The 23,689-nt window shown below is 72.2% G+C and carries 21 protein-coding genes; 3 read left to right on the top strand and 18 right to left on the bottom strand.

The window, feature by feature from the left end; all coding sequences use genetic code 11:
• Window positions 1–52 precede the first annotated feature (52 nt).
• The 16 genes from ACZ3IJ_RS21850 to ACZ3IJ_RS21925 all read right to left on the bottom strand — a co-directional run bounded on the left by ACZ3IJ_RS21850 (window position 53) and on the right by ACZ3IJ_RS21925 (window position 16,788).
• Complete coding sequence (locus ACZ3IJ_RS21850) at window positions 53–1,255, bottom strand: cytochrome P450 (RefSeq protein ID WP_467470561.1); 1,203 nt, start codon at window positions 1,253–1,255, stop codon at window positions 53–55.
• 41 nt (window positions 1,256–1,296) lie between these two features.
• Window positions 1,297–1,956, bottom strand: coding sequence for a response regulator transcription factor (locus ACZ3IJ_RS21855; protein ID WP_352190399.1), 660 nt, complete (start codon window positions 1,954–1,956; stop codon window positions 1,297–1,299).
• Window positions 1,953–3,293 (bottom strand): sensor histidine kinase, encoded by a 1,341-nt coding sequence (locus ACZ3IJ_RS21860; RefSeq protein WP_467470564.1) that lies wholly within the window; start codon window positions 3,291–3,293, stop codon window positions 1,953–1,955. The genes ACZ3IJ_RS21855 and ACZ3IJ_RS21860 overlap by 4 nt, the downstream gene beginning before the upstream one ends.
• 76 nt (window positions 3,294–3,369) lie before the next feature.
• Window positions 3,370–4,239: an alpha/beta hydrolase gene (locus ACZ3IJ_RS21865; protein ID WP_391801596.1), complete on the bottom strand. Its 870-nt coding sequence runs from the start codon at window positions 4,237–4,239 to the stop codon at window positions 3,370–3,372.
• A gap of 103 nt (window positions 4,240–4,342) precedes the next feature.
• Window positions 4,343–5,557, bottom strand: a complete 1,215-nt coding sequence (gene kynU, locus ACZ3IJ_RS21870) for a kynureninase (RefSeq protein WP_467470566.1) — start codon at window positions 5,555–5,557, stop codon at window positions 4,343–4,345.
• Entirely contained in the window at window positions 5,550–6,398 is an 849-nt protein-coding gene (locus ACZ3IJ_RS21875; RefSeq protein ID WP_467470568.1) for a tryptophan 2,3-dioxygenase family protein, read from the bottom strand. Before ACZ3IJ_RS21875 ends, kynU begins: the two co-directional genes overlap by 8 nt.
• Before the next feature lie 112 nt (window positions 6,399–6,510).
• On the bottom strand, window positions 6,511–7,422 hold the full coding sequence (locus ACZ3IJ_RS21880; RefSeq protein ID WP_467470570.1) for a DUF3152 domain-containing protein: 912 nt from the start codon (window positions 7,420–7,422) through the stop codon (window positions 6,511–6,513).
• Window positions 7,423–7,606: 184 nt separating this feature from the next.
• Window positions 7,607–8,020, bottom strand: a complete 414-nt coding sequence (locus tag ACZ3IJ_RS21885; RefSeq protein WP_389570563.1) for a DUF3151 domain-containing protein — start codon at window positions 8,018–8,020, stop codon at window positions 7,607–7,609.
• A 14-nt stretch (window positions 8,021–8,034) separates the two neighbouring features.
• Window positions 8,035–9,489 carry an MFS transporter gene (locus ACZ3IJ_RS21890; RefSeq protein ID WP_467470572.1) on the bottom strand — a complete coding sequence of 485 codons (1,455 nt, stop codon included), beginning with the start codon at window positions 9,487–9,489 and terminating at the stop codon, window positions 8,035–8,037.
• A gap of 45 nt (window positions 9,490–9,534) precedes the next feature.
• Window positions 9,535–10,701: a MalY/PatB family protein gene (locus tag ACZ3IJ_RS21895; protein ID WP_467470574.1), complete on the bottom strand. Its 1,167-nt coding sequence runs from the start codon at window positions 10,699–10,701 to the stop codon at window positions 9,535–9,537.
• A gap of 74 nt (window positions 10,702–10,775) precedes the next feature.
• The gene (fbaA, locus tag ACZ3IJ_RS21900; protein WP_467470575.1) at window positions 10,776–11,798 is read right to left on the bottom strand and encodes a class II fructose-bisphosphate aldolase; all 1,023 of its coding nucleotides are present in this window, start codon (window positions 11,796–11,798) and stop codon (window positions 10,776–10,778) included.
• A gap of 224 nt (window positions 11,799–12,022) precedes the next feature.
• A complete protein-coding gene (gene pyrE, locus ACZ3IJ_RS21905; RefSeq protein ID WP_467470577.1) occupies window positions 12,023–12,571 on the bottom strand; it encodes an orotate phosphoribosyltransferase in 549 nt (182 codons plus the stop codon).
• A gap of 10 nt (window positions 12,572–12,581) precedes the next feature.
• A complete protein-coding gene (locus tag ACZ3IJ_RS21910; RefSeq protein WP_467470579.1) occupies window positions 12,582–13,379 on the bottom strand; it encodes an aldose epimerase family protein in 798 nt (265 codons plus the stop codon).
• Window positions 13,380–13,399: 20 nt separating this feature from the next.
• Window positions 13,400–14,428 (bottom strand): SRPBCC family protein, encoded by a 1,029-nt coding sequence (locus tag ACZ3IJ_RS21915; RefSeq protein WP_467470581.1) that lies wholly within the window; start codon window positions 14,426–14,428, stop codon window positions 13,400–13,402.
• Window positions 14,429–14,505: 77 nt separating this feature from the next.
• Window positions 14,506–16,194, bottom strand: a complete 1,689-nt coding sequence (locus tag ACZ3IJ_RS21920; protein WP_467470583.1) for a polyamine aminopropyltransferase — start codon at window positions 16,192–16,194, stop codon at window positions 14,506–14,508.
• A 75-nt stretch (window positions 16,195–16,269) separates the two neighbouring features.
• Window positions 16,270–16,788: a DUF2617 family protein gene (locus ACZ3IJ_RS21925; RefSeq protein WP_383169603.1), complete on the bottom strand. Its 519-nt coding sequence runs from the start codon at window positions 16,786–16,788 to the stop codon at window positions 16,270–16,272.
• A gap of 601 nt (window positions 16,789–17,389) precedes the next feature.
• Here ACZ3IJ_RS21925 and ACZ3IJ_RS21930 point away from each other — a divergent pair.
• The gene (locus ACZ3IJ_RS21930; RefSeq protein WP_467470586.1) at window positions 17,390–18,571 is read left to right on the top strand and encodes a pyridoxal phosphate-dependent aminotransferase; all 1,182 of its coding nucleotides are present in this window, start codon (window positions 17,390–17,392) and stop codon (window positions 18,569–18,571) included.
• A 167-nt stretch (window positions 18,572–18,738) separates the two neighbouring features.
• Window positions 18,739–19,929: a hypothetical protein gene (locus ACZ3IJ_RS21935; RefSeq protein WP_467470824.1), complete on the top strand. Its 1,191-nt coding sequence runs from the start codon at window positions 18,739–18,741 to the stop codon at window positions 19,927–19,929.
• 33 nt (window positions 19,930–19,962) lie between these two features.
• On the opposite strand, the gene ACZ3IJ_RS21940 is transcribed toward ACZ3IJ_RS21935, so the two are convergent.
• Window positions 19,963–20,499 (bottom strand): type III secretion system chaperone family protein, encoded by a 537-nt coding sequence (locus ACZ3IJ_RS21940; RefSeq protein WP_352190415.1) that lies wholly within the window; start codon window positions 20,497–20,499, stop codon window positions 19,963–19,965.
• A 130-nt stretch (window positions 20,500–20,629) separates the two neighbouring features.
• Between ACZ3IJ_RS21940 and ACZ3IJ_RS21945 the strand changes: the two genes are divergently transcribed.
• Window positions 20,630–21,058, top strand: a complete 429-nt coding sequence (locus tag ACZ3IJ_RS21945; RefSeq protein ID WP_467470588.1) for a hypothetical protein — start codon at window positions 20,630–20,632, stop codon at window positions 21,056–21,058.
• 25 nt (window positions 21,059–21,083) lie between these two features.
• Here ACZ3IJ_RS21945 and clpB read toward each other — a convergent pair whose 3' ends face one another.
• The gene (gene clpB, locus ACZ3IJ_RS21950; RefSeq protein ID WP_467470826.1) at window positions 21,084–23,669 is read right to left on the bottom strand and encodes an ATP-dependent chaperone ClpB; all 2,586 of its coding nucleotides are present in this window, start codon (window positions 23,667–23,669) and stop codon (window positions 21,084–21,086) included.
• Window positions 23,670–23,689 lie beyond the last annotated feature (20 nt).

Below are 23,689 nucleotides of genomic sequence, written 5' to 3' on the forward strand. Positions count from 1 at the left end.
AGCCTGGAGGGCCGTCGTCCCGCGCCGCGGGGCGACGGCCCTCCGGCCGTGGCTACACCTCCACCAGCAGCTCGCTCACGCCCCGGATCACATAGCCGGGGTTCCAGCGCGGTTCCGCCGCCAGGCGCAGGCGGGGGGCCCTGCGGAGGAGTTCGCCGAAGCTCGCCGTCAGTTCCAGACGGGCCAGCGGCGCGCCCAGGCAGTAGTGGATGCCCGCGCCGAAGGTGATGTGCGGATTCTCCGTACGGGTGAGGTCCAGGACGTCCGGGGAGGCGAAGCGGGCCGGGTCGCGGTTGGCCGAGCCGAAGAGGAGGGCGACCTCCGAGCCGCGCGGGATCACGACACCGCCGACCTCGATGTCGTCGAGCACCCAGCGCTCGAACATCTGCAGCGGTGTGTCGTAGCGCAGCAGTTCTTCCACAGCTGTGGACAACATCCCGGCCGGATCGGCCCGGAGCGCGGCCAGCTGCTCCGGGTGGCGCAGCAGCGTCCACCAGCCGTTCACGGTCGTGTTCACCGTCGCCTCGTGCCCCGCGTTGAGCAGCAGCACGCACGTCGAGACCATCTCCTGCTCGGTCAGCTCCTCCACGGCGATCAGCGAGGAGATGAGGTCGTCCCCCGGGTCCTTGCGCCGCCGCTCGATCAGCTCCCGCAGATACGCCGAGAACTCGAGCGAGGCCTGGACCGCCCGCCGCGCCGTCTCCTCCGACGGGTTCAGCTCGAACATCCCGCAGATGTCCGACGACCAGGGCCGCAGCCGCCCCCGCTCCTCGTCCTCCTCCGGAATGCCCAGCATCTCCGCGATCACCGCGACCGGCAGCGGCTCCGCCACCTCCGCGAGCAGGTCGCCGCCGCCCCGCGCCACGAGACCCGCCACCAGGTCCGCGGCGAGCCGCTCCACCGTCGGCGCCAGGTTCTCCACCGTCCGCGGGGTGAAGGCCTTCGACACGAGGCGCCGGATCCGCGTGTGGTCGGCCGCCTCCAGGTCGAGCAGGCCGTGGTCGTTGAGCGTGTGGAACGGCTCGTGCGCGGCGGGCGGGGCCGAACGCCCGAACTCCTCGTGCGTGAACCGGTGCGTGTACGTGCGGCCCAGGCGCCGGTCCCGCAGCAGCGCCGACACGTCCGCGTAGTGCGGGATCAGCCATTGGCGGGTCGGCCCGTACCAGTGTGCCCGGCCCATGGCCCGCAGTTCGGCGTAGGCGGGGTACGGGTCGGCGACGAAGTCGGGCGACCACGGCTCGAAAGGAACGTCCATGACCGGACGCTACCGGCCCGCCCGCCGGCCCGCACCGGTCGCTACCCGCCGACCTGCACCAGTCTCGCCTCGTAGGCGAAGACGGCCGCCTGGGTCCGGTCGCGCAGGCCCAGTTTCACCAGGATGCGGCTCACATGCGTCTTGATCGTCGACTCGGCCACCACCAGGTGGTCGGCGATCTCCGCGTTCGACAGCCCCTGCGCGATCAGCACCAGGACCTCCGTCTCCCGCTCGGTCAGCTCCCCCACCTGCGACAGGGCAGGCGCCCTCGGGGTCTCCGCCGCCTTCGCGAACTCGGTGATCAGCCGCTTCGTCACGGTCGGCGCGAGCAGCGCCTCGCCGGCCGCCACCACCCGTACCCCGTCGGCCAGCTGCCGTGCCGAGGCGTCCTTCAGCAGGAAGCCCGAGGCCCCGGCGCGCAGCGCCTGGTACACGTACTCGTCCAGATCGAAGGTCGTCAGGACGAGGACCTTCGCGTCCGCGTCCGCCGCGACGATCTCGCGGGTCGCGTCGATGCCGTTCAGCTCGGGCATGCGGATGTCCATGAGGACCACGTCCGGGCGCAGGGCGGCGACCTGGGCTATCGCCTCACGGCCGTTGACGGCCTCGCCGACGACCTCGATGTCCGGCATCGCGCCGAGCAGCACCGAGAAGCCCTCGCGGACCATCATCTGGTCGTCGACGATCAGTACGCGGATCACTGGTCCATCTCCTCGCGGGTCACGGGGATGAAGGCCGTGACCTCGAAACCGCCGTCCTCGGTCGGTTCGGCCGTCATCTCGCCGTTCAGCATCGTCACCCGCTCACGCATCCCGGTGAGCCCGTGACCGGCGCCCGGGGAGGCCTTCACCAGGCCGCGCGCCGGACCGTTGACGATCCGCAGCCCGAGGCCGCCGAGGACATAGCTCACCTCCACCTTCGCACCGGCGCCGGGTGCGTGCCGCAGCACGTTGCTCAGCGCCTCCTGGATGATCCGGTACGCGGAGAGCTCCACACCCTGCGGCAGCTCACGGACCGCGCCGGTCACCGCCTGCTCGACGTCGAGCCCGGCCTCGCGGACGTTGCCGATCAGCCCGCCGAGGTCGGCGAGCGTGGGCTGCGGGGCGTCGGGCGCCTCGTAGTCCTCCGCGCGTACGACCCCGAGGACGCGCCGCAGCTCGGTCAGGGCCGCGACGGCGTTCTCGCGGATGGTGACGAAGGCCTGCTCCAGCTCCGGCGGCGGGTTCTCGACCCGGTAGGGCGCGGCCTCGGCCTGGATGGCGACCACCGACATGTGGTGGGCGACGACGTCGTGCAGTTCGCGGGCGATGGTGGTGCGCTCTTCGAGCAGCGTGCGCCGGGAGCGCTCCACGGCGGTCACGCTCTGCTGGGCGGTGACCGTCTGCTCGGCCTCGCGACGGACCTGGACGACGGTCACGAAGAGCAGGGCGAGCGCGGAGGGGAAGAGGACCGACAGGGCGTTGTCACTGCCTCCCCTGAGCGTGGTGGCGAAGAAGGCGTACACGAGGGTGACGAACCAGATCCAGGCACCGGTACGGGGCCGGGTGCGGGCGGCCACCACCGTCATGACGACCACCTGGGCGAAGCCCGAGGTCGGGCCCCACGGCCAGCCGAAGTCGTACGAGCCGAGGAGGGCCACGAAGGGGGCGGAGGCGAGCGACGTCCAGAAGGCGAGCACCGGACGGACCAGCGTCAGCAGCACCGCCACCGCGGGCATCGCGGCGAAGACGAGGGCGAAGACGCCGTTGCCGGAGGCGAGCTCCATCCCCATCGCGAAGACGAAGAGGGCGCAGGCGCCGACGATCGCGTGCGGGGTCCAGCGGACCTTGGCCCGTATGCGCCCGGGCAGGCGCCGGGTCAGCGGCCCGTCGACCGCCATCGGCCGCATGGGCCGGTAGTCGAAGGCGTTGTGGAAGAGGTCCTGTCGCAGCCCGCCGAGCGCGCCCTGGGCCAGGCGGAACTCGGGGCTGCGGCTCATGTCACGGGTGTCTGTCACGTCAGCAACGGTACGGGCGGCGACGGACGCGGTCGTCACCATGACGGCGGATCCTCCCGCGTCCGTCCCAGGTACTACGCGACCGGCGGCCTCGTCCTCGGACGGCTCGGCCGGCAGGTCAGAACGCCAGCTGGGCGATCTCCTCCGCCACCACCGCGCACGCGTCCGCCGCCGGGTCGATCAGGGGGAAGTGGCCGACGTCCTGGAGGAGCGTGAGGCCGACCGTCTCGCCCGCCTTCGCCGCCGCGTCCACGTAGGCGTCGGCGACGGCCTGCGGGACGACGACGTCGTCCCGGCCCTGGACGACCGTGGTGGCGATCCCCGTCGGCAGCAGCAGCGCCGGGTCGGCGTGCCGGGCCCGTACGTCGAACTCGCCCTCCCCGCCGAGGAACTGGGTCACCGCACCGCCGCACACCCCGAGTTCCACGGCCCGGTCGAAGTGCGCGATGGGCGCGAGCGCCACCACTCCGCGCAGTGCGGGCGGGGACGGCAGGCGCCAGGGCGCGTCCGGCGCGAGGACGTGCCGGGCCGCGGCCCAGAGGGCCAGGTGGCCGCCCGCCGAGTGCCCGGTGAGCACGATCCGGCGCGGATCGGCCTGCGGCAGATGCTCGGCGGCCAGCCGCGGTACGGCGTCGAGCGCGGCGGCCACGTCGTCGAGGGTCTCCGGCCAGCGGCCGGCGACCGGCCCCGTGCCGCCCTGCCGGGGCAGCGCGGAGCCCCGCCGGTACTCGACGTTGGCGACGGCGAACCCCCGGCGGGCGAGAAAGTCCACGAAAGGGGTCAGATGCTGCCGGTCGTACGGCGCCCGCCAGGCACCGCCGTGCAGCGCGACGACGAGCGGCGCCCGCTGCCGGCCGTCACGCGGAGCGTAGAAGTCGACGACCTGGTCGGGGTGCTCGCCGTACGCGGCGGACGCGTCCGGGGCGACGGCCGGGTGCGAGAACGCCGACGCTTCTTCGGCGGCGTCGCGCGCGGCGGGGTCCGGCATGCTGTTCCAACCTCTCGGGGACGGGGCCGAATTGGCCTGACCTGCGGGGACCGTATCAGGACTGACGCCCCCACAGATCAAGCGATCATCGGACCGTCCGACCTCAGCCGTCGAGGCCGGACCCCACCTCCGCCAGCACTTCGGCGAGGACACGCGCCGCCCGCTCCGCGTCGGCGAAGCCGACGTACAGCGGCGTGAAGCCGAACCGCAGCACGTCGGGGCGGCGCAGATCGCCCACCACCCCGCGCCGTATCAGCTCCGGCATGACGACGGGGGCGTCGGCGCACCGCAGCGCGACCTGGCTGCCGCGATCGCCGTGCGCCTCGGGCGTCAGCGACTCGACCCGGCCGGCCGGCACGTACTCCCGGACGCACTCCAGGAAGAAGTCCGTCAGGGCGAGGGACTTCGCCCGTACGTCCGCCATGTCGACGCCGTCCCAGACGTCGAGCGCGGCCTCCAGGGCCAGCATCGACAGGATGTCGGGCGTACCGACCCGGCCTCGCAGCGCGCCCTCGGCCGCCGCGTACCCGGGGGTCATCCCGAAGGGGTCCGCGTGGGAGGTCCAGCCGGGCAGCGGCGAGTCGAAGCCGGCCTGATGGCGTTCGGCGACGTACAGGTACGCGGGCGAACCGGGGCCGCCGTTGAGGTACTTGTACGTGCAGCCGACGGCCAGGTCGACGCCGTGCTCCTCCAGGCCGACGGGCAGCGCGCCCGCCGTGTGGCACAGGTCCCAGATCGCCAGGGCGCCCGCCGCGTGCAGCGCGGCCGTGATCCCGGGCAGGTCGTGGAGCCGGCCGGTGAGGAAGTCGACGTGGTTGACCAGCGCGGCGGCCGTGCGCGGCCCGGCCGCCTCCGCCATGTCGGCGGGGGCGACGGGTACGAGCCGACGGCCGGTCATCCGCGCCGCCGACGCGGCGATGTACCCGTCCGTGGGAAACGTCGTGGCGTCGACGAGGATCTCGTCCCGGTCGTCGGCGCAGAGCCGGGTGGCCGCGACGACCGCCTTGAAGACGTTCACGCTCGTCGAGTCGCCGACCACGATCCGGCCGGGGGCCGCGCCGACGAGCGGGGCGATCCGGTCGCCGATCCGCTCGGGCGCGGTCCACCAGCCGCTCTCGTCCCAGGAGCGGATGCGCAGCTGCCCCCACTCGCGGGTGATGACGTCGGCCATCCGGTCGGCGACGTGCGCGGGGAGCGCGCCCAGCGAGTTGCCGTCGAGGTAGACGGTCGCGTCGTCGAGGGCGAACCTCTCGCGCACCTTCGCCAGCGGGTCGTTCGAGTCACGGAGCAGCGCGTTCTCGCGCATCGCCTCAGACATGGCTGCGCGCCGTCCACAGCTCGGGGAAGACGTTCTTCTGCGCCCGCTTCTCCAGCCAGGCGACGCCCGCCGAGCCGCCGGTGCCCGTCTTGGAGCCCATGGCCCGGCGGGTGGCGACGAGGTGGTCGTTGCGCCAGCGCCAGATCAGCTCGGCGACGTCGCTCAGCGCCTCGCCCAGACGGACGAGCTCCCCGTTCTGGTCGGCGTCGGCGTAGATCCCGGCCCAGATCTCCTCGATCTCCGGCGACGGCTCGTACTTCTTCGCCAGATCACGGGCGAGCACGGCCTGCGGCACGGGCAGCCCGCGGCGGGCGAGGAGCCTGAGCACCTCGTCGTACAGGCTCGGCTCCTGCAGCGCCTTCTCCAGCTCGGCGTGCACGCGCGGCGCCCCGCGGTGCGGCACCAGCATCGACGCGGACTTCTCGCCGAGCAGGAACTCCATGCGCCGGTACATCGCCGACTGGAAGCCGGAGCCCTCGCCGAGGGCCGCGCGGTAGGAGTTGAACTGTGCCGGGGTGAGCTGGGCCAGCGGGCGCCAGGAGTGGTTCAGCGCCTCCAGCTCGCGCACGGAGCGCTTGAGCGCGTCCATCGCCACCGGGATGCGGTCCTCGCGCAGCGCGCGGCTCGCGGTCTCCCACTCGTGGACGATGACGGTGAACCACAGCTCCATGACCTGGGTGGTGACCAGGAAGACCATCTCGCCCGGGTCGTCGGAGCGGAGGTGCTGGAGGTGGGTGAGTACGTCCGCCTGTACGTAGTCCTCGTACGGCGTCGTGCCCGCGAAGTCGAGGTTCGGTGCTTCGACCGAACCGGCTCCGGAGGCATCGGGGAAGGTGGACATCGCTGTCTCCTCGATACGCAACTACCGGGTAGCGGTCCGCTCCTTCCGTGTGGCAAGTGGAGCCCCGGTCCCCTCGGGCCCGCGCGCTTCGTCGCACGCGGTCCCATGCGCATCATGGCACGATCGGACCCTCGATGTAGCTACCGTCTTCGTCATACGGATACGCGTTCGAACGACAGCCCTTGAGCCCCTTGATCTGCTGCATCATGACGGGCGCGGGCTTGCCGGAACCGGGACAGCTCATATGGCTCCGGATGCCGATCTCGTGCCCCACCTCGTGGTTGATGATCAGATGCCGGTACTCGGCGGGGGTCCCGGCGAAGGTCGGGGAGCCCAGCAGCCACCGCTTCAGGTTCACCACGACGCCGTCCGTGGTCTCGCAGTTCAGCTCGCCGTGCGTGTTGAGCCCCTGGGCGAGACAGAGCTTGTCGGCGGTCGCCGGGGTGGCGATCCGGATGACGAAGTCGGCGTTCTCGGAGACCAGCTGGAACCGGCCACGGCCATTGGCCGCCCAGCCGCGCGGATGGTCGAGGATCTGCTGGATCTCGGTGGCCACCTGGGAGGCGGAGAGGTCGATGCCGCCCTCGACCTGGACGCGGTAGCGGCGCAGGGAACCGCCCGTGCCGACGGCGTCGCCGGAGGATCTGGCGGTGGTGAAGCTGCCGGAGCCCTTGGCGGGCACCTTCGGCTTCTTGGGCGTGGCCGACGGCTTCGGCTTGGGCGTGGTCGGCTTCGGCTTCGGGGGCGCGGCCTTGGGAGTGGGGATCGCCTTCGTCGTCTCGGCCGCTGGGGAGGGGGTGGCGGCGACGGCGCCGTCGCCACCGGAGTCCTGGCCGCTGTGGTAGTGGGCGAGGGCTGCGCCGCCACCGAGGGAGAGCGTGACGAGCGCGAGCGCCGGGAGGGCCAGCCGTCCTATCGCGCTCCGCCCGGACCGGCCACGGGCGCGGCCACGGCCACGGCCTCCGCTCCGGCTCCGGCTCGGCGTTCGTCCCCGTCCCGCGGGTGCGGCGGCGCGCTTGCCCAAGACAGACTTCTCCCCTGCGTCGGCCGGTTGGGGGGAAGAGGGTGGGGCCTCGGTTCCGGCTGCTCTCGGTACAACGGTCCGAAGGATCGTAACCGCCGCTTCGAACGGCCTCGAACATTCCGGGGACGATGACCGGTTTCCCCCTGCCCCACGGGAGGAGGAAACCGGTGCGGTCGGCCCGGTGTCAGCCCAGCGTCTCCGCGGCCGTCTCCGAGGAGTCGCGCAGGAACGTCGAGCAGCGCTCGTACTCGTCCTTCTCGCCGATCTCGCCGGCGGCCCGCGCCAGCGCGTGCAGGGCCCGCAGGAAGCCGCGGTTCGGCTCGTGCTCCCACGGCACCGGGCCGTGGCCCTTCCAGCCGCTGCGCCGCAGCGCGTCCAGGCCGCGGTGGTAGCCCGTACGGGCGTAGGCGTACGACTCGATGACGCGACCGCCCTCGTACGCCTCGTCGGCGAGCTGGGCCCAGGCCAGCGAGGACGTCGGGTACTTGGCGGCGACGTCCGCCGGCGCCGTGCCCGCCGCGAGCAGCTCACGCGGCTCCGGGTCGTCGGGCAGATGGGTGGGGGGCGGTCCCCCCAGGAGGTTCTCGTGGATGGCCATGGGGCCAGTCTGCCTCAGCCGCCCCCCTCCCGTGCCGAGCGGTCCCCCGGGTCCAGCGGGGGTGCCGTCACCCCGCAGTGGACCTTGCACTCGGGGTGGCAGTCGGACGCCTCGGCCGGCTTCCGCACGGTCGCCCAGGCCAGGACCGCGCCCGCCACCATCAGCCCCGCACACATCGGCATCGCCCGCCGGAACGTGTCGCCGAACTCCTCCGCCGAGCGGTACGCCTCCGGGCCCATCCCGGCCAGCGTCGGCAGCGCCGCGACCGCGAGCAGGCCGGCCGCGCGCGCCGCCGCGTTGTTGATCCCGCTCGCCAGGCCCGCCCGCGCCACGTCCACCGAGGCCAGGACGGTCGCCGTCAGGGGGGCCACCAGGACGGTGAGCCCGAGGCCGAGGACCACCATCGCGGGCAGCACGTCCTCGACGTACGAGGCGTCCTCCCCGACCCGCAGCATCAGGACCATCCCCACCGCGCACAGCAGCGGCCCCACGGTCAGCGGAATCCGGGGCCCGATCTTCTCGCCCAGCTCGCCGGACTTCGCGGAGAGCAGCAGCATCAGGACCGTCGTCGGGAGCAGCGCCGTGCCCGCCGCGAGCGCCGAGTAGCCGGACACCACCTGGAGCTGGAGGGTGGCGAGGAAGAAGAAGCCGCCGAGTGCCGCGTACACGCAGAGCGTCACCAGATTGACCATCGTGAACAGCCGGGACGCGAAGATCGACGGGGGCACCATCGGCTCCGGCAGCCGTCGCTCCAGGACGACGAAGAACGCCCCGACCACCACCCCGGCCCCGGCGGCCCACCAGGCCTCGGAGATCAGCGCGTACGTGACGAGGGCGAGCGCGGCCGCGCCCAGGATGGCGCCGAGGACGTCGAACCGACCGTGGGCGGACTCGTCGCGCGACTCCGGCACATGGCGCAGCGCGACGGGCACGCACAGCGCGGCGAGCGGCACGTTGAGCAGGAAGACCCACCGCCAGCCGGGCCCGTCGACGAGCCACCCGCCGACGAACGGCCCGATCGCCGCACCGACCCCGCCGAAGCCGGACCAGAGCCCGACGGCCTTGGCCCGGTCGTCCGGATGGAAACTGGCCTGGATCAGCGCGAGCGACCCGGGGGTGAGCAGCGCGCCACCTATGCCCTGGAGAGCACGGGCGGCGATCAGAATGCCCGCGTTCGGCGCCAGCCCGCACAGCAGGGACGCGACGGCGAACCACACGATCCCGATCACGAAGACCCGCCGCCGCCCGTACCGGTCGCCCAGCGCCCCGCCGAGCAGGATCAGCCCGGCAAGGGTCAGCATGTAGGCGTTGACCGTCCACTGGAGCGCGGCCATGTCGGTGCCGAGGTCCTCGCCGATGTGCGGCAGGGCGACGTTGACGACCGTGGAGTCGAGCAGCGCCATCCCCGAGCCGAGCACGGTGGTGAGCACGATCCACCGGCCGGTGCCCGAGGCGAGCCTGATGTCCATGCCTGCCATGCTCCCCCCGTTACGCCCGATCGTCCCGCTGGGGCCTCAGGCCGTGCGGAGTCTCGTGGCGGCCCTCACCAAGGCCTCCACGCCGCGTTCCGCCTTCTTCCTCGGGCAGCCGACGTTCAGACGGACGAAGCCCGGGGCGCCGTAGACGCCGCCCGGCATGATCGCGACCTTCTCGACCTCCACCAGCTCCCGCTGGAGCGCCTCGTCGTCGATCCCGAGCGGGCGCAGGTCGATCCAGGCCAGATAGCCGGCCTGCGGAGGCGTCCAGCGGACGCCCGGCAGCCCCGCCGCGAGCCGCTCCTCGAGGAGCCGCATCGTCCCCGCCACATACGCCCGCAGCGCGTCCAGCCACGGCGCACCCTGCTGGTACGCGGCGACATGGGCGGTCATCGACAGCACCGCCGGCGAGGCGAGGCCCTCGCCCGTCTCCATCCGGCGGATGAACTCCGCCCGCTCGCCGGGGTCGCCGATGATCCCGTACGAGCCGGTCAGCGCCGGGAAATTGAAGGCCTTCGTGCCCGAGGTGATCAGGGCCCACCGCCGGCCGCGTCCCGGCTGCGTGAAGCGGAGCCACGGGAGGTGCCGCTGCCCGTCGGCCACCAGGTCCGCGTGGATCTCGTCGCTGACGACCGCGACCCCATGGAGCTCGGCCAGGCGCGCGAACTCCGCGAGCTCCTCCTCCCGCCACACGCGGCCCGTCGGGTTGTGCGGCGAGCAGAGCAGCAGCATCGTGCTGTCCGGCCGGGCCAGCTCCGTCTCCAGCGTCTCGGTGTCCCCGACCGGCACGCCCCTCAGCTCGCGCCCCAGACCGGTGACCGCCTTGCGGAAGCCGTCGTACGTCGGCGTGTGCACCACCACGCCGTCGCCGGGCGCGGTCCACATCTGCAGCAGCTGAGAGAGCTGGCTGAGCACGGACGGCGCGTAGACCAGCGCCTCGATGTCGAGCGCGGTGTCGTGACGGGTCGCGTACCAGTGGCGTATCGCCTCACGGAACTCGCCGATCCGCCAGTCCGTGTAGCCGAAGACCCCGTGCTCGACCCGGGCGCGCAAGGCGTCGAGGACCTCCGGCGGGGAGGCGAAGTCCATGTCGGAGATGGTGAAGGGGAGCAGCTCGCCGGCACCGAAACGGTCCGCGATGCCGTCCCACTGGACCGAGCAGGTCCCGCGGCGGTCTGTCTCACGGTCGAAGTCGTACGTCGTCACTCAGTCCTCCTGGAGCGCGGAAAGGCCCGACACCCCAGGGTGCCGGGCCTTTCCACCACTGACTAACGCTTATCTCACTTCAGCTTCGTGCCGGTCGAGCGCAGCGCCGCGCACGCCTCGGTCACCCGCACGGCCATGCCGGCCTCGGCGAGCTTGCCCCAGGTGCGCGGGTCGTAGGTGGACTTCTTGCCGACCTCGCCGTCGACCTTCAGGACGCCGTCATAGTTCTTGAACATGTGGTCGGCCACCGGACGCGTGAAGGCGTACTGGGTGTCGGTGTCGAGGTTCATCTTCACGACGCCGTTCTCCAGCGCGGTGGCGATCTCCTCGGCGGAGGAGCCGGAGCCGCCGTGGAAGACGAAGTCGAACGGGTTGGCCTTGCCGAAGCGCTCGGCGACGCCCGCCTGCAGGTCCTTGAGCAGCTCGGGGCGGAGCACGACGTTGCCCGGCTTGTAGACGCCGTGCACGTTGCCGAAGGAGGCGGCCAGCAGGTAGCGGCCCTTCTCGCCCAGGCCCAGGGCCTCGGCGGTGCGGATCGCGTCGTCGACGGTGGTGTACAGCTCGTCGTTGATCTCGTGGGTGACGCCGTCCTCCTCGCCACCGGTCGGGGTGATCTCGACCTCGAGGATGATCCGGGCGGCGGCGGCCTTGGCCAGCAGCTCCTGGCCGATGGCCAGGTTGTCGGCGAGGGTCTCGGCGGAGCCGTCCCACATGTGCGACTGGAAGAGCGGGTCACGACCGGCCTTGACGCGCTCGGCGGAGACGTCGAGCAGCGGACGGACATAGCCGTCCAGCTTGTCCTTCGGGCAGTGGTCCGTGTGCAGCGCGACGGTGATGTCGTACTTGGCGGCGACGATGTGCGCGAACTCGGCCAGGGCGACGGCGCCCGTGACCATGTCCTTGTTGTGCTGGCCGCCCAGGAACTCGGCGCCACCGGTCGAGATCTGGATGATGCCGTCGCTCTCGGCCTCCGCGAAGCCGCGCAGTGCGGCGTGCAGAGTCTGGGAGGAGGTCACGTTGATGGCCGGGTAGGCGAACTTGCCTGCCTTCGCCCGGTCGAGCATCTCGTTGTAGACCTCGGGGGTTGCGATGGGCATTCGTCCGCTCCTTGTGATGTGCGGGTGGGTGCGTTACTAGACCCTGACCTGGGGCGACGTCATCGTCGGGGCCCATCTTTCCAGACTCTTCCGCGGACACCAGGAGCAAGGGGCGGAGCGTTTCACGTGAAACACTCCGCCCCTTGCCAAAGTCGCAGGTCAGCGCCGCCGCCGGGCGGCTCCGGGACCTAAGTCACGACTTCGCCTCGATCACCCGGGGTCGATCAGGCGAGACCGAGCTCGTCGAGGGCGAAGGCGTAGAGGTACGGCACCCCCGCGGTGTTGCTGATCTTCTCGCCCGCACCCGTCGCCCGGTCCACGATCGTGGCGACCGCGACGACCTCGGCACCGGCCGCACGCGCCGCCTCGACGGCGGTGAGCGGGGAGCCGCCGGTGGTGGAGGTGTCCTCGACGATCAGAACCCGGCGGCCCTTGATGTCCGGCCCCTCGACCTGGCGCTGCATCCCGTGGGCCTTGGCGGCCTTGCGGACGACGAAGGCGTCCAGACGCTTCCCCTGGGCGGCGGAGGCGTGCAGCATCGCCGTCGCGACCGGGTCGGCACCGAGCGTCAGACCGCCCACGGCGTCGAACTCCAGCTCCGCGGTCAGGTCGAGCATGACCTGACCGACGAGCGGAGAGGCGGCTCCGTCCAGCGTGATCCGGCGCAGATCGACGTAGTAGTCGGCCTCCAGCCCCGAGGAGAGGGTCACCTTGCCGTGCACCACGGCCTTGTCCTTGATCTGCTGGAGCAGGTCAGCGCGTACGTCAGTCATGCTCATGAGCTTAAAGCCGCCGCCATGCCAGCGTGGCCGCGATCTCCAGCGGCTCGATCGGCGTCACGAGGTGCGGGAGGGTGTTGAGCCCGTTCGGCGGGCCCGACTGCGGCTCCACGCAGACCGCCGCCTCCTGCTCGTCGTAGATCACCACCCATTCGCTCCGGCTGGTCACCTTCAGCTCCAGCTGCTCCGGCCAGGTGAGGGTGACGTCGACGCCTCCGGGCATGCCGAAGCAGTCGTCCCAGGGGCCTGGAGCCGGGCCGATCCTCCGCCCGGTGGGGAGGTGGTCCTCGCCTCGCTCCTCCTGCCAGTCGGCCGTGAAGTCGATGCGTACGGGAGCACCGCCGTCGAGACTGCGGTTGAACCAGGGGTGCCAGCCGGCCTGCGCCGGGAAGGAGTCGGCGAGGGTCTCCACACCGAGCTGCACGGTGAGGCTCTCCTCGGTGAGGGCGAAGGTCTGCGTGACCCGGCCGGTGTACGGCCACGGGTCGCCCAGCTCGTAGGTGAACGCCGCCGCGCGTCCGTCCTCGTCCGCCGTCCGGGCGGGCTTCCACACGGAGTCGCGGCCGGTGCCGTGGATGGCGTGCGGCGGAGAGTTGAGGGGCATCTGGTGCTTCACCCCGCCGTTGCGGAACTGCCCCAGCTCGATCCGCCCGCACCAGGGAACCATCGGGAAGCAGCCGTACCGCTCGCCCTGGCGCAGCAGCTCCGTGCCGCCGATGCGCAGGCTCTCGATGCGGCAGCCGTTGTCGGGGTTGATGGTCAACTCGGCGTCGCCCGCCGTCAGTCGCGTCTGCTTGCTCACGCCCCGACAGTAGACGGGGATCAGCGCCGGCGGCGCAGCGCCCGGCCGACGACCACCGCCGAGGCGAGCGCGAGGGCGGCGGCGGGGGCGATCCAGCGCAGGGTGGCGCCGGCGCTGGTCGATTCCGGCGCGGGGACAGGGGCGTACCGGCCGCGCGGCGGGGCGTGGTCGACCTCCTCGGCGCTCCGTCCGATCATCGTCCGCCGGGCGTGGGCGGCCTCGGCGGCCGGGGGTTCGGCGGGGTACTGCACGGGGGCGTCCTCGAAGCCCCCGCCCTGGAACGGGTCGAGCGAGGGCGGGGGGACGGGCGTCTCGAAGACCGACGGGCGGTGGGGCTCCTCGACCCCGTCGTCGACACCGTCGCTGTCGCTGTCGGCCTCGTCGTCGTCGATCGCGTCGACGGCGTCGACGGCGTCGCCCACGGCCGGGTCCGCGGATCCGGCCGCGGACCCGGGCTCGGCGCCGGACTCGGGGCCCGGCTCGTCCCCGGGCCCGGCCGCGGTCCCGGCTTCCGTCCCGGACGGGTCGTCGGACTCCTTCGCCGCCCCGCCGTCAAGCGCCGCGCCGTTCAACGACCGGCCGTTCACCGCCCGGCCGTTCTCCGCCCGGCCGTTCTCCGCGCCGCCCTGCCGCGCGGCCGCGGCCAGGCTCTCCACGAACTTGCCGATCAGCCGCTGGGCCGCCGCCTCCCGGGCCTCCTCGGAGAGGTCGGAGAGCCGGCCCTCGCCCTTCACGGCCCCGGTGAAGGCGAGCGTCGTGCCGTCGGCCACCGGGGTGAGCGCGATCGTCAGCACGAGCTGCACCGAGCCCTTGCCGCGAACCTCGGTGCCCTGACCCTCGACGGCGACGCCGTCGCCCCGCTCCGTCAGCCGCAGCGCGCCCCGATAAGTGATCGTGTTGCCACCGGCCCGGATCTTCAGGCGTCCTGCGAGCGGGCCCACCTCCGCGTCCTGCTGGAGACCGGGGACGCAGCGCGCCACCCGTGCGGGGTCCGTCAGGGTCCCGCGGAGGACCTCGGCCGGTACCGGAACGAACACCTCATGCTCCATGGAAGCCGAGCCTACTCAGCCCGGGCGTCGTCGTCGCCTGTTTGTCCCGGGTCCGCTGCCGGCGGACCCCCGTGAGGTCAGCCGCCGTACCGCGGGTGGACCAGTGTCGAGGGCGGCGGCGGGGCGCCCCGGTCGTCCCGGGTCCGCTCGGCCGCCCGCGCTCCCGTCACCAGGGCGCCGGCCGTCAGCGACCGGAGCCGGGGCGCGTCGGCGGCGAGGCGCAGCTCGGGTGGGTAGGTGCCCGCGGCCGCGAGCAGATAGCCCCAGTCGCCCGTCCCCGTCGCCGTGCCCTCCGAGCGGTCGGCACGGTCGGGACCGGCGGCGAGGTGCGCCCCGCGGCCGTGCGCGCTGTAGGCGCGGGTGGCGAAGCCGGCCGCGCGCAGCGTGGAGTCCACCGTCCAGAAGGTGTGGGGGCGGGCGGATGCCGATCCTGCGTGCACGACGAGTCGTCCCTCGTCGGCGAGGACCCGGGAGGTGAGGCCGTAGAACTCCTCGGAGTAGAGCTTCGTCCCGGCCGAGATCCCGGGATCGGGCAGGTCCGAGATCACCACGTCGTACCGCTCGCGCGGGCCCTCGCCGGCCCCTTCGGGGCCGGTCGTCGCCGTCTCGCGCAGCCAGCTGAACGCGTCTTCGGAGGCCACCCGGACGCGCGGGTCGCGCAGGGCGTTCCGGTTGAGCGCGGCCAGTTCGGGGTGGCTCCGGGCGAGCCGTACGACTCCGGGGTCCTCCTCGACGACGGTGACCGCGCGGACTCCGGGATAGCGCAGCACCTCGCGGGCGGCGAGACCGTCGCCGCCGCCGATGATCAGCACCCGCGCGTGCGGCCCGTTCATCGCGGGGTGCACGAGCGACTCGTGGTACCGGGAGCCGTCCTCGCCCCCGGCCCGCAGCCGGCCGTCGACGAAGAGGTCGGGCGCGCTGCCCCGCTCCCCCGTCACGACCACCTCCTGGAGCTCGGTCCGTACGGCGACGCGCACGCTGTCTCCGTACACCGCACGGCGCGCGGCCCGCTCGAAGTCGTCCACGAGAACGGTGGCGGTGGCGAGGACGGCGAGGACGGCGAGGTTCGTACCGATCAGCAGGGCCCGGGAGCGGGCGGTCAGATCGCGCCGGAACAGCCACAGCACCAGCCCGCCGCCCGCCACCGCGTTCACCCCTCCGGTGACGAGCGCGCCGGTGACCTGGCCGAGCCAGGGCAGCAGGAGGAAGGGAAAGGCGAGCCCGCCGACGAGCGCGCCGACGTAGTCCGCGGCGAACAGGTCGGCGACGGTCCCGGCCGGATCGGCGGCCTTGTCCTTCTCCCGCACACCCGGGGAACGCGCCGACTCCGCCCGCTGGATCAGCGACATGAGCAGCGGGATCTCCGCCCCGATGAGGACCCCGATGGCCAGCGAGAACGCCACCAGGACGTACCGCGCCTCGCCCAGCCAGGCGAACGCCGCGTACAGCACGAGGGCCGAGCAGCCTCCGATCAGCGCCAGTCCGCCCTCGACGAGACCGAAGCCGACGGCGGCGCGGCAGCGCAGCCGCTTGGCGAGCAGCGAGCCGACGCCCATCGCGAAGACCATCACCGACAGCACGACGGAGGCGTGGGTGACGGAGTCGCCGATCAAGTACGAGGCGAGGGCGACCAGTTCCAGCTCGTAGACGAGACCGCAGGCGGCGCAGACGAAGACGACGACGAGGACCGGAAACCGCACCGCTCTCGGCCGCACGGGCAGCCGAGTCACCCTCTTGGGTGGCATGGTCAGGGGCGGATCGATCATGTTCGTAACGCTACGTCACACATCTGTCGCCGCTTGTCACCCACACGAGTGCACATGGAGCTCCCGGGCGGCGCGTTACAGCGGGGCGGGCATACGAACGCCGATCCGCGTCCGGGTGACCACCAACTGCCCTTCCTGTGGGTACGCGTGCCAGGTGCGCCACCGCACCTGGCCCTCGTGGCGCTGGGCCAGCATCGCGGTGAAGGCGTGCGGGGAACCGGGAAACGTCCCCGCGAGGCCGTTGGGATGGTCGGCGACGAGTGCGAGCAATTCCTGGGCACGGCCCGCGAAGGAGCCGTGCGAGAGCTTCTCGACACGGGCGGCGAATTCGTACTCCCAGCCGCCGATGCGCTTGGAGACGCCCAGCGGCAGCGGCGTACTGCTGCCGGGCATACAGGCGACGGTCTCCGAGCAGTTGTGCTGCTCTTCCTCCAGGAGCACCTGGTGGGAGGCGCCGAGCAGCCGCAACTGCAGCTTGGCGCCGGTCAGTTCGAGGTCGAGCACGGCGAGGGCGGGCAGCGGCTCGCGCCCGAGGGCCCAGGCCAGATCGGCCGCACGCGTATCGGTGTAGGAGGTCTTCAGGGTCGTGAGCATGGGTCGGCTCCGCAAACACGGTTTGACGGGTGGGCCGGGGGCGCCCCGGAGAAGGGTCCAACGGGAGTGGGGGATCGCCGACTCGGGTCCACACACGGTCCGAGGGCTGTCTTTATCAAGTGCGAGGGAATCATGGACTTCGAGCGACTCGCAGCGTTTTTACCCAACTTGCCGTGGTTTCCATCCCCTTCGGGGACCCCACAGTTCAATTGTTCAATCGGATTCGACGTACGGCTCCAACACGAAGGTGCCCGGCGGATGTTGGAGCGGCCGGGCACCTGGGTGAATCGCGAGGGCGACTGCCCCGTGTCAGTCGCCCCCGCCGCCACCCCCACAGCCGCCTCCGCCGCCGCAGGACGAACCGCCCCCGCAGCCGCCTCCGCCGCCGTCCGACCAGCCGCCACCACGCCGCGACCGGCCGCCACCGCGCCGCGACCGGCCGCCGATGGATGAGGCGATACCTGCCACCACGAACAGAATGACGACTCCGATGATCAGAGCTTCCATGAGTGACACCCCCGTAGGTCTTGTGTGACAGGGGGATGCCCCCCGCGCCCGCCGCCCAAAGCGCACTTGAGGAAGTCCAGAGCTTCACCGCAGGATGGCGGGCATGACACGACCGCTGCTCAACCGCCGGCTCGCCGAGTTCGGGACGACGATCTTCGCCGAGATGTCCGCGCTCGCCGTCCGGACCGGGGCGATCAACCTCGGACAGGGCTTCCCCGACACCGACGGCCCGGAGGAGATCCGGGAGGCCGCGGTCCGGGCTCTGCGCGACGGGCGCGGCAACCAGTACCCGCCCGGCACCGGTGTGCCCGAGCTGCGCACCGCCGTCGCCGAGCACCAGCTGAAGCGGTACGGCCTCGCCTACGACCCCGACCGCGAGGTCCTCGTCACGGTGGGCGCGACCGAGGCGATCGCCGCCGCGCTGCTCGCCCTCGTCGAGCCCGGCGACGAGGTGATCGCCCTGGAGCCGTACTACGACTCGTACGCCGCGTGCATCGCGATGGCAGGCGGCACGCGCGTACCGGTCACCCTCCGGCCGCACGAGGGCGCCTACCGGCTGGACCTGGACGAGCTGCGGGCCGCCGTCACCGACCGCACCCGGCTGATCCTGCTCAACACCCCGCACAACCCGACCGGCACCGTCCTCACCCGCGCCGAACTGACCGCGATCGCCGAGCTCGCCGTCGCCCGCGATCTGCTCGTCGTCACCGACGAGGTGTACGAGCACCTGGTCTTCGACGACGCCGAGCACCTGCCGATCGCGAGCCTCCCGGGAATGCGGGAGCGCACGGTCACCATCGGCTCCGCCGGCAAGACCTTCTCCTTCACCGGCTGGAAGGTCGGCTGGATCACCGCGAGCCCGGAGCTCACCTCCGCCGTCCGGTCCGCCAAGCAGTTCCTCACGTACGTGGCGTCCGGCCCGTTCCAGTACGCCGTCGCGGAGGCGCTGCGCCTGCCGGACACGTACTTCGACACCCTGCGCGCCGACCTGCGCGCCAAGCGCGACCTGCTGAGCGACGGCCTGGCGCAGGCGGGCTTCGAGGTCTACCGCCCGGCCGGGACCTACTTCGTCACCACCGACATCCGGCCTCTCGGCGAGTCCGACGGCTTCGCCTTCTGCCGTTCCCTGCCGGAGCGGGCGGGCGTGGTGGCGATCCCCAACGCCGTCTTCTACGACCACCGCGCGGAGGGCGAGCCGTTCGTCCGGTTCGCCTTCTGCAAGCGCGTCGACGTCCTGGAGGAGGCGGTCTCCCGCCTGAAGGGCCTCGCGGGCTGACGACGGGCTCCTGACGGCGGGGCCCCGGCGGCGGGGATTTTTCACCCGGTGGGCCCCGCGCCCGCGCGCGCTTCCTCCGTGCCACGCCGATGGTCGGGTAGACCGATTTGTCGGGCTGATCCCGGATCGCGGGGCGCTCTCGATTCCCGTGCGCACGGAGGTGCACCCTGTCCGCCGAGACTCTCGACCGCCGGGCCACGACCGCCGGCGCCCGGAGCGTCCCCCGTTGGCGGGCCTCGCTGTACCGGGCCGCCCCCGCGCTCGGACTGTTCGCCGCGGCCCGGCTGACCGGGATGCTGGTGCTCGCGGCCTGGGCCTGGCACATCGGGCGCTCACCGCGGGCGCTGCTCGCCACGTCCTGGGACTCGGACTGGTACACCCGGATCGCCGCGCACGGCTACGGCCACACGCTCCACTGGCCCGACGGCGTCGTCCAGTCCGACCTGGCGTTCTTCCCGCTCTACCCCGCCCTGGTACGCGCGGTCACCACGGTCCTGCCCGTCGAGGGCGGCACGGCGGGGCTGCTCCTGTCCTGGCTCTCGGCCGGAGTCGCGGCGTGGGGGATCTACCTGGTCGGCGAACGGCTCCACGGACGGCCCACCGCCGTCCTGCTCGTACTGCTCTGGGGCCTGCTGCCGCACTCGATCGTGCTCTCGATGGCGTACACCGAGCCACTGATGACGGCCCTGGCCGCCTGGTCGCTGTACGCGCTCCTCACCGGCCGCTGGCTGTGGGCCGGCTCGCTGGCCGCGCTGGCCGGCCTCTCCCGCCCCAACGGCGTCGCCATCGCGGCCGCGGTCCTGGTCGCGGCGGGGTGCGCGCTGTGGCGCGGGCGCGGGAGCGGAGACGGCCGGGGCGATCCACGGGTGTGGGCGGGTGCCGCGCTGGCACCGGTCGGCTGGCTCTCGTACCTGCTCTGGGTGGGCGCGCGCCGCGGGGATCTGCTCGGCGGCTACTTCGCCGTCCAGGACGGCTGGACCTCCCGCTTCGACCTCGGGCGCGGCGCGCTGCGCTTCGTCCTGGAGATGCTGCGGGGGCCGACGCAGTTCGGCTTCGCGATGGCGCTGCTGATCACGGGCGCGGGGGTGCTGCTCTTCGCGCTGCTCGCGCTGGCGGAGCGGCCACCGCTGCCCGTCCTGGTCTACACGGCGGTACTCGTGGTCATCACGGTCGGCGGCTCCGGCTTCTTCGAGTCCAAGCCGCGCTTCCTGCTGCCCGCGTTCCCGCTGCTCCTCCCGCTGGCGCGGGCCCTGACGAAAGCCCGGCCGAGGGCCGCGATCGTGGTGATCGCGGCGCTGGCCGGGCTGTCGTTCAGCTTCGGTGCGTACGCGTTGACGCTCGCACGCATGGCCCTCTGAGGGGCCGGGGGCCGAGGCCGGCCCCGTGGCGGCTCAGGCCTCGTCGCCGTCGGAGGACTTGTCCTCCGGGGACTCCAGGCCGAACTGCTCCACGAGCCACTTGTCGAACTCGATGGAGGCGCGGACCCAGCTGACGGTGGAGGACACGAAGTGCTCCAGCGCGACGCCGGTGCCGATCAGCATCTGCGCCTCACCGATGAGGCGGAGGGTGGCGGAGCCGTCCTCCTCCTCGTGCAGGTGGGTGTAGACCTTGGGCCACAGGGTGCGGCGGTTCCAGTCGTCGATCGCGTCGAGAACCTTGGCGCGGTCGTCGGCCGAGTGCGGGCGGTCGTAGAACGTCCGCACCGAGAAGACACGCTGGTCCTCCTCGCCGCGGAACATGAAGTACGTCCGGAACTCCTCCCACGGCGCCGCGAGGTCACCCTCGTCGTCGACGACGTACTTCAGCTCCATCTGGTCCAGGAGCTGCTTGACCAGATCCTGGTCGGGGACGACGGGGCCCGCCGGTCCTGCGGCCTGAGGCTGGGGCTGGCCCCCGAAATTCGGAATCGAGGACGGGTCGATGCTCACCGTGAATATCCCTTCGTACGGTTGACGCCATCCTCCCCCATGCCGGGCGGTACGGCGCAAGCCCCGGCTCCCGCGATCCGCTGCGGGCTGACAAGATCTGGTTCCTATGGGGGAAAAAGTGAGGCCGCGCGTGTCGACGTGGGTCTGGGTGTCGGTGCTGGTGTCGATCTTCTGCGGGGGCCCGGTCGCCTTGCTGGCCTGGGGTGCGATGGCCTTCGACGAGTCCACCGGAGCGAAGCCGGTCGACTGCGCGGACGCCATGGAATGGGCGCAGGCGACCTTGCCCAGGAGCGCCGCGGAGCCCCGGTGCACCCAGGCGAGCTGGCTGGACACCCAGGTCACGGCCGACTTCCGGATGCCTCGCCGCGAAGCCGCGCAGTGGCTCGCCGGGACCTACCCGGGCACGGAACCCGACGAGCCCCAGTTCTGCGACCACGACCTGTGCCTGAATGTGCAGTACGACGGTGAGGCCGAGCCCGGCGGCCCGGTCGCGGTCGACGTGACCGTGACGTACGAGGGCGAGTCCGCCCTCGTACATCTGCTGGCCTTCGACACCTGACCGCGTCCTGGCCACCGCGCCCCGCCTACTGCGCCGCGCCCACGATCAGCCCGTCCTCGAAGCGGTCCACCCGGACCGTGTCGCCGTCGCGGACCTCTCCCGCGAGGATCTCCTTGGCGAGCCGGTCGCCGATCGCCGTCTGGATCAGACGGCGCAGCGGCCGGGCGCCGTACGCCGGGTCCATGCCCTCGTCGGCCAGCCAGGCCAGCGCCGCCGGCGTGACGTCCAGCGTGAGCCGGCGCTCGGCGAGCCGCTTGGCGAGCCGGTCGATCTGGAGCTGCGCGATCCGCCCCAGCTCGGTCTTGTCGAGGGCCGAGAAGACCACCAGGTCGTCGAGCCGGTTGAGGAACTCCGGCTTGAAGGAGGTCCGCACCACCTCCAGGACCCGCTGCTTCTTCTCGTCCTCCCCGGTCAGGGGGTCCACGAGGTACTGGCTGCCCAAATTGGAGGTGAGGATCAGGATGGTGTTCCGGAAGTCGACCGTCCGCCCCTGGCCGTCGGTGAGCCGGCCGTCGTCGAGGACCTGGAGCAGGATGTCGAAGACCTCCGGGTGCGCCTTCTCCACCTCGTCGAGCAGCACCACGCTGTACGGCCGGCGGCGCACCGCCTCCGTGAGCTGGCCGCCCTCCTCGTAGCCGACGTAGCCGGGAGGCGCGCCGACGAGCCGGGCCACGGAGTGCTTCTCGCCGTACTCCGACATGTCGATGCGGACCATGGCCCGCTCGTCGTCGAAGAGGAAGTCGGCGAGCGCCTTCGCCAGCTCGGTCTTGCCGACGCCGGTCGGGCCGAGGAAGAGGAAGGAGCCGGTGGGACGGTCGGGGTCGGCGATCCCGGCACGCGTACGGCGCACGGCGTCGGAGACGGCCCGTACGGCCTCGGTCTGGCCGATGAGCCGCCTGCCGAGCTCGTCCTCCATGCGCAGCAGCTTCTGCGTCTCGCCCTCCAGGAGGCGGCCGGCGGGGATGCCTGTCCAGGAGCCGACCACGTCCGCGATGTCGTCGGGGCCGACCTCCTCCTTCACCATCGTGTCCTTGGCGACCTCCTGCTCGGCCTCCGAGGCCTCCTCCAGCTCGCGCTCCAGCGTCGGGATCTCGCCGTACAGCAGCTTGGAGGCGGTGTCGAAGTCGCCGTCGCGCTGGGCGCGCTCGGCGCGCCCGCGCAACTCGTCGAGCTGCTCCTTGAGCTCACCGACGCGGTTGAGGGACTGCTTCTCCTTCTCCCAGCGGGCGGTCAGCCCGCGCAGCTCCTCCTCGCGGTCGGCGAGGTCGCGGCGGAGCTTCTCCAGGCGCTGCCGGCTGGCGTCGTCGGTCTCGTTCTTGAGCGCGAGCTCCTCCATGCGCAGCCGGTCCACGGACCGCTGGAGCTCGTCGATCTCGACGGGCGAGGAGTCGATCTCCATCCGGAGCCGGGAGGCCGCCTCGTCGACGAGGTCGATGGCCTTGTCGGGGAGGAAGCGGGAGGTGATGTACCGGTCGGAGAGGGTGGCCGCGGCCACGAGCGCGGAGTCGGCGATCTGGACCTTGTGGTGGGCCTCGTACCGGCCCTTGAGTCCGCGCAGGATCGCGATGGTGTCCTCGACGCTCGGCTCGGCGACCAGGACCTGCTGGAAGCGGCGCTCCAGGGCGGGGTCCTTCTCGATCCGCTCGCGGTACTCGTCGAGGGTCGTCGCGCCGACCATGCGCAGCTCGCCGCGGGCCAGCATCGGCTTCAGCATGTTGCCGGCGTCCATGGCCGAATCGCCGCCGGCGCCCGCGCCGACGACGGTGTGCAGCTCGTCGATGAAGGTGATGATCTGGCCGTCGCTGGCCTTGATCTCGGAGAGGACGGTCTTCAGGCGCTCCTCGAACTCGCCGCGGTACTTGGCGCCCGCGACCATCGCGCCGAGGTCGAGCGAGACCAGCCGCTTGTCGCGGAGGGACTCGGGGACGTCGCCCTTCACGATCCGCTGGGCGAGGCCCTCGACGACGGCGGTCTTGCCGACGCCGGGCTCCCCGATGAGGACCGGGTTGTTCTTGGTGCGGCGGGAGAGCACCTGGACGACGCGGCGGATCTCCTGATCGCGCCCGATGACGGGGTCCAGCTTCCCCTCGCGCGCGGCGGCCGTGAAGTCCGTGCCGAACTTCTCCAGCGCCTTGTACTGACCCTCCGGGTCGGGTGTGGTCACCCGGCGTCCTCCCCTGCTCTTCTCGAACGCGTCCAGCAGCTTCCTCGCGCCGGCCCCCTGCTGGGCCAGCACCTCGCCCGCCTGTCCGCCCTTCGCCGCGATCCCGATGAGCAGGTGCTCGGTCGAGAGGTACTCGTCCCCGAGCTCCTTGGCCTGCCTGGCGGCCTCGGCGATCACGGCGAGCAGCTCACGGTCGGGCTGCGGCGGCGCGACCGTGGAGCCGGTCACGCTGGGCTCGGCGGCGAGCAGCCGTTCCGCTCCGGACCGTACAGCGGCCTGGTCCGCCTCGACGGCGGCGAGCAGGTCGACGATGTTCTCGTTGTCCTGACCGGCCAGAAGCGCGAGCAGCAGATGCGCAGGGGTCAGGTCGGGGTGTCCCGCGGACACGGCGCGGCCGGTGGCCGCGTTGATCGCGTCCCGGCTCCTGTTGGTCAGTTCGGCGTCCACGTGCGCTGTCTCCTCCTCGT

The sequence above is a fragment of the Streptomyces sp. NPDC013317 genome, from assembly GCF_055563155.1.

Coding starts and splice junctions, on each gene's coding strand:
- pyrE (WP_467470577.1), bottom strand. CDS start 12,571: ATGACTGACGTACGCGCTGACCTGCTCCAGCAGATCAAGGACAAGGCC.
- fbaA (WP_467470575.1), bottom strand. CDS start 11,798: ATGCCCATCGCAACCCCCGAGGTCTACAACGAGATGCTCGACCGGGCG.
- ACZ3IJ_RS21885 (WP_389570563.1), bottom strand. CDS start 8,020: ATGGCCATCCACGAGAACCTCCTGGGGGGACCGCCCCCCACCCATCTG.
- ACZ3IJ_RS21865 (WP_391801596.1), bottom strand. CDS start 4,239: ATGCCGGACCCCGCCGCGCGCGACGCCGCCGAAGAAGCGTCGGCGTTC.
- ACZ3IJ_RS21890 (WP_467470572.1), bottom strand. CDS start 9,489: ATGGACATCAGGCTCGCCTCGGGCACCGGCCGGTGGATCGTGCTCACC.
- ACZ3IJ_RS21860 (WP_467470564.1), bottom strand. CDS start 3,293: ATGGTGACGACCGCGTCCGTCGCCGCCCGTACCGTTGCTGACGTGACA.
- ACZ3IJ_RS21930 (WP_467470586.1), top strand. CDS start 17,390: ATGGCGGGCATGACACGACCGCTGCTCAACCGCCGGCTCGCCGAGTTC.
- ACZ3IJ_RS21920 (WP_467470583.1), bottom strand. CDS start 16,194: ATGATCGATCCGCCCCTGACCATGCCACCCAAGAGGGTGACTCGGCTG.
- ACZ3IJ_RS21875 (WP_467470568.1), bottom strand. CDS start 6,398: ATGTCCACCTTCCCCGATGCCTCCGGAGCCGGTTCGGTCGAAGCACCG.
- kynU (WP_467470566.1), bottom strand. CDS start 5,557: ATGTCTGAGGCGATGCGCGAGAACGCGCTGCTCCGTGACTCGAACGAC.
- ACZ3IJ_RS21925 (WP_383169603.1), bottom strand. CDS start 16,788: ATGCTCACGACCCTGAAGACCTCCTACACCGATACGCGTGCGGCCGAT.
- ACZ3IJ_RS21915 (WP_467470581.1), bottom strand. CDS start 14,428: ATGGAGCATGAGGTGTTCGTTCCGGTACCGGCCGAGGTCCTCCGCGGG.
- ACZ3IJ_RS21850 (WP_467470561.1), bottom strand. CDS start 1,255: ATGGACGTTCCTTTCGAGCCGTGGTCGCCCGACTTCGTCGCCGACCCG.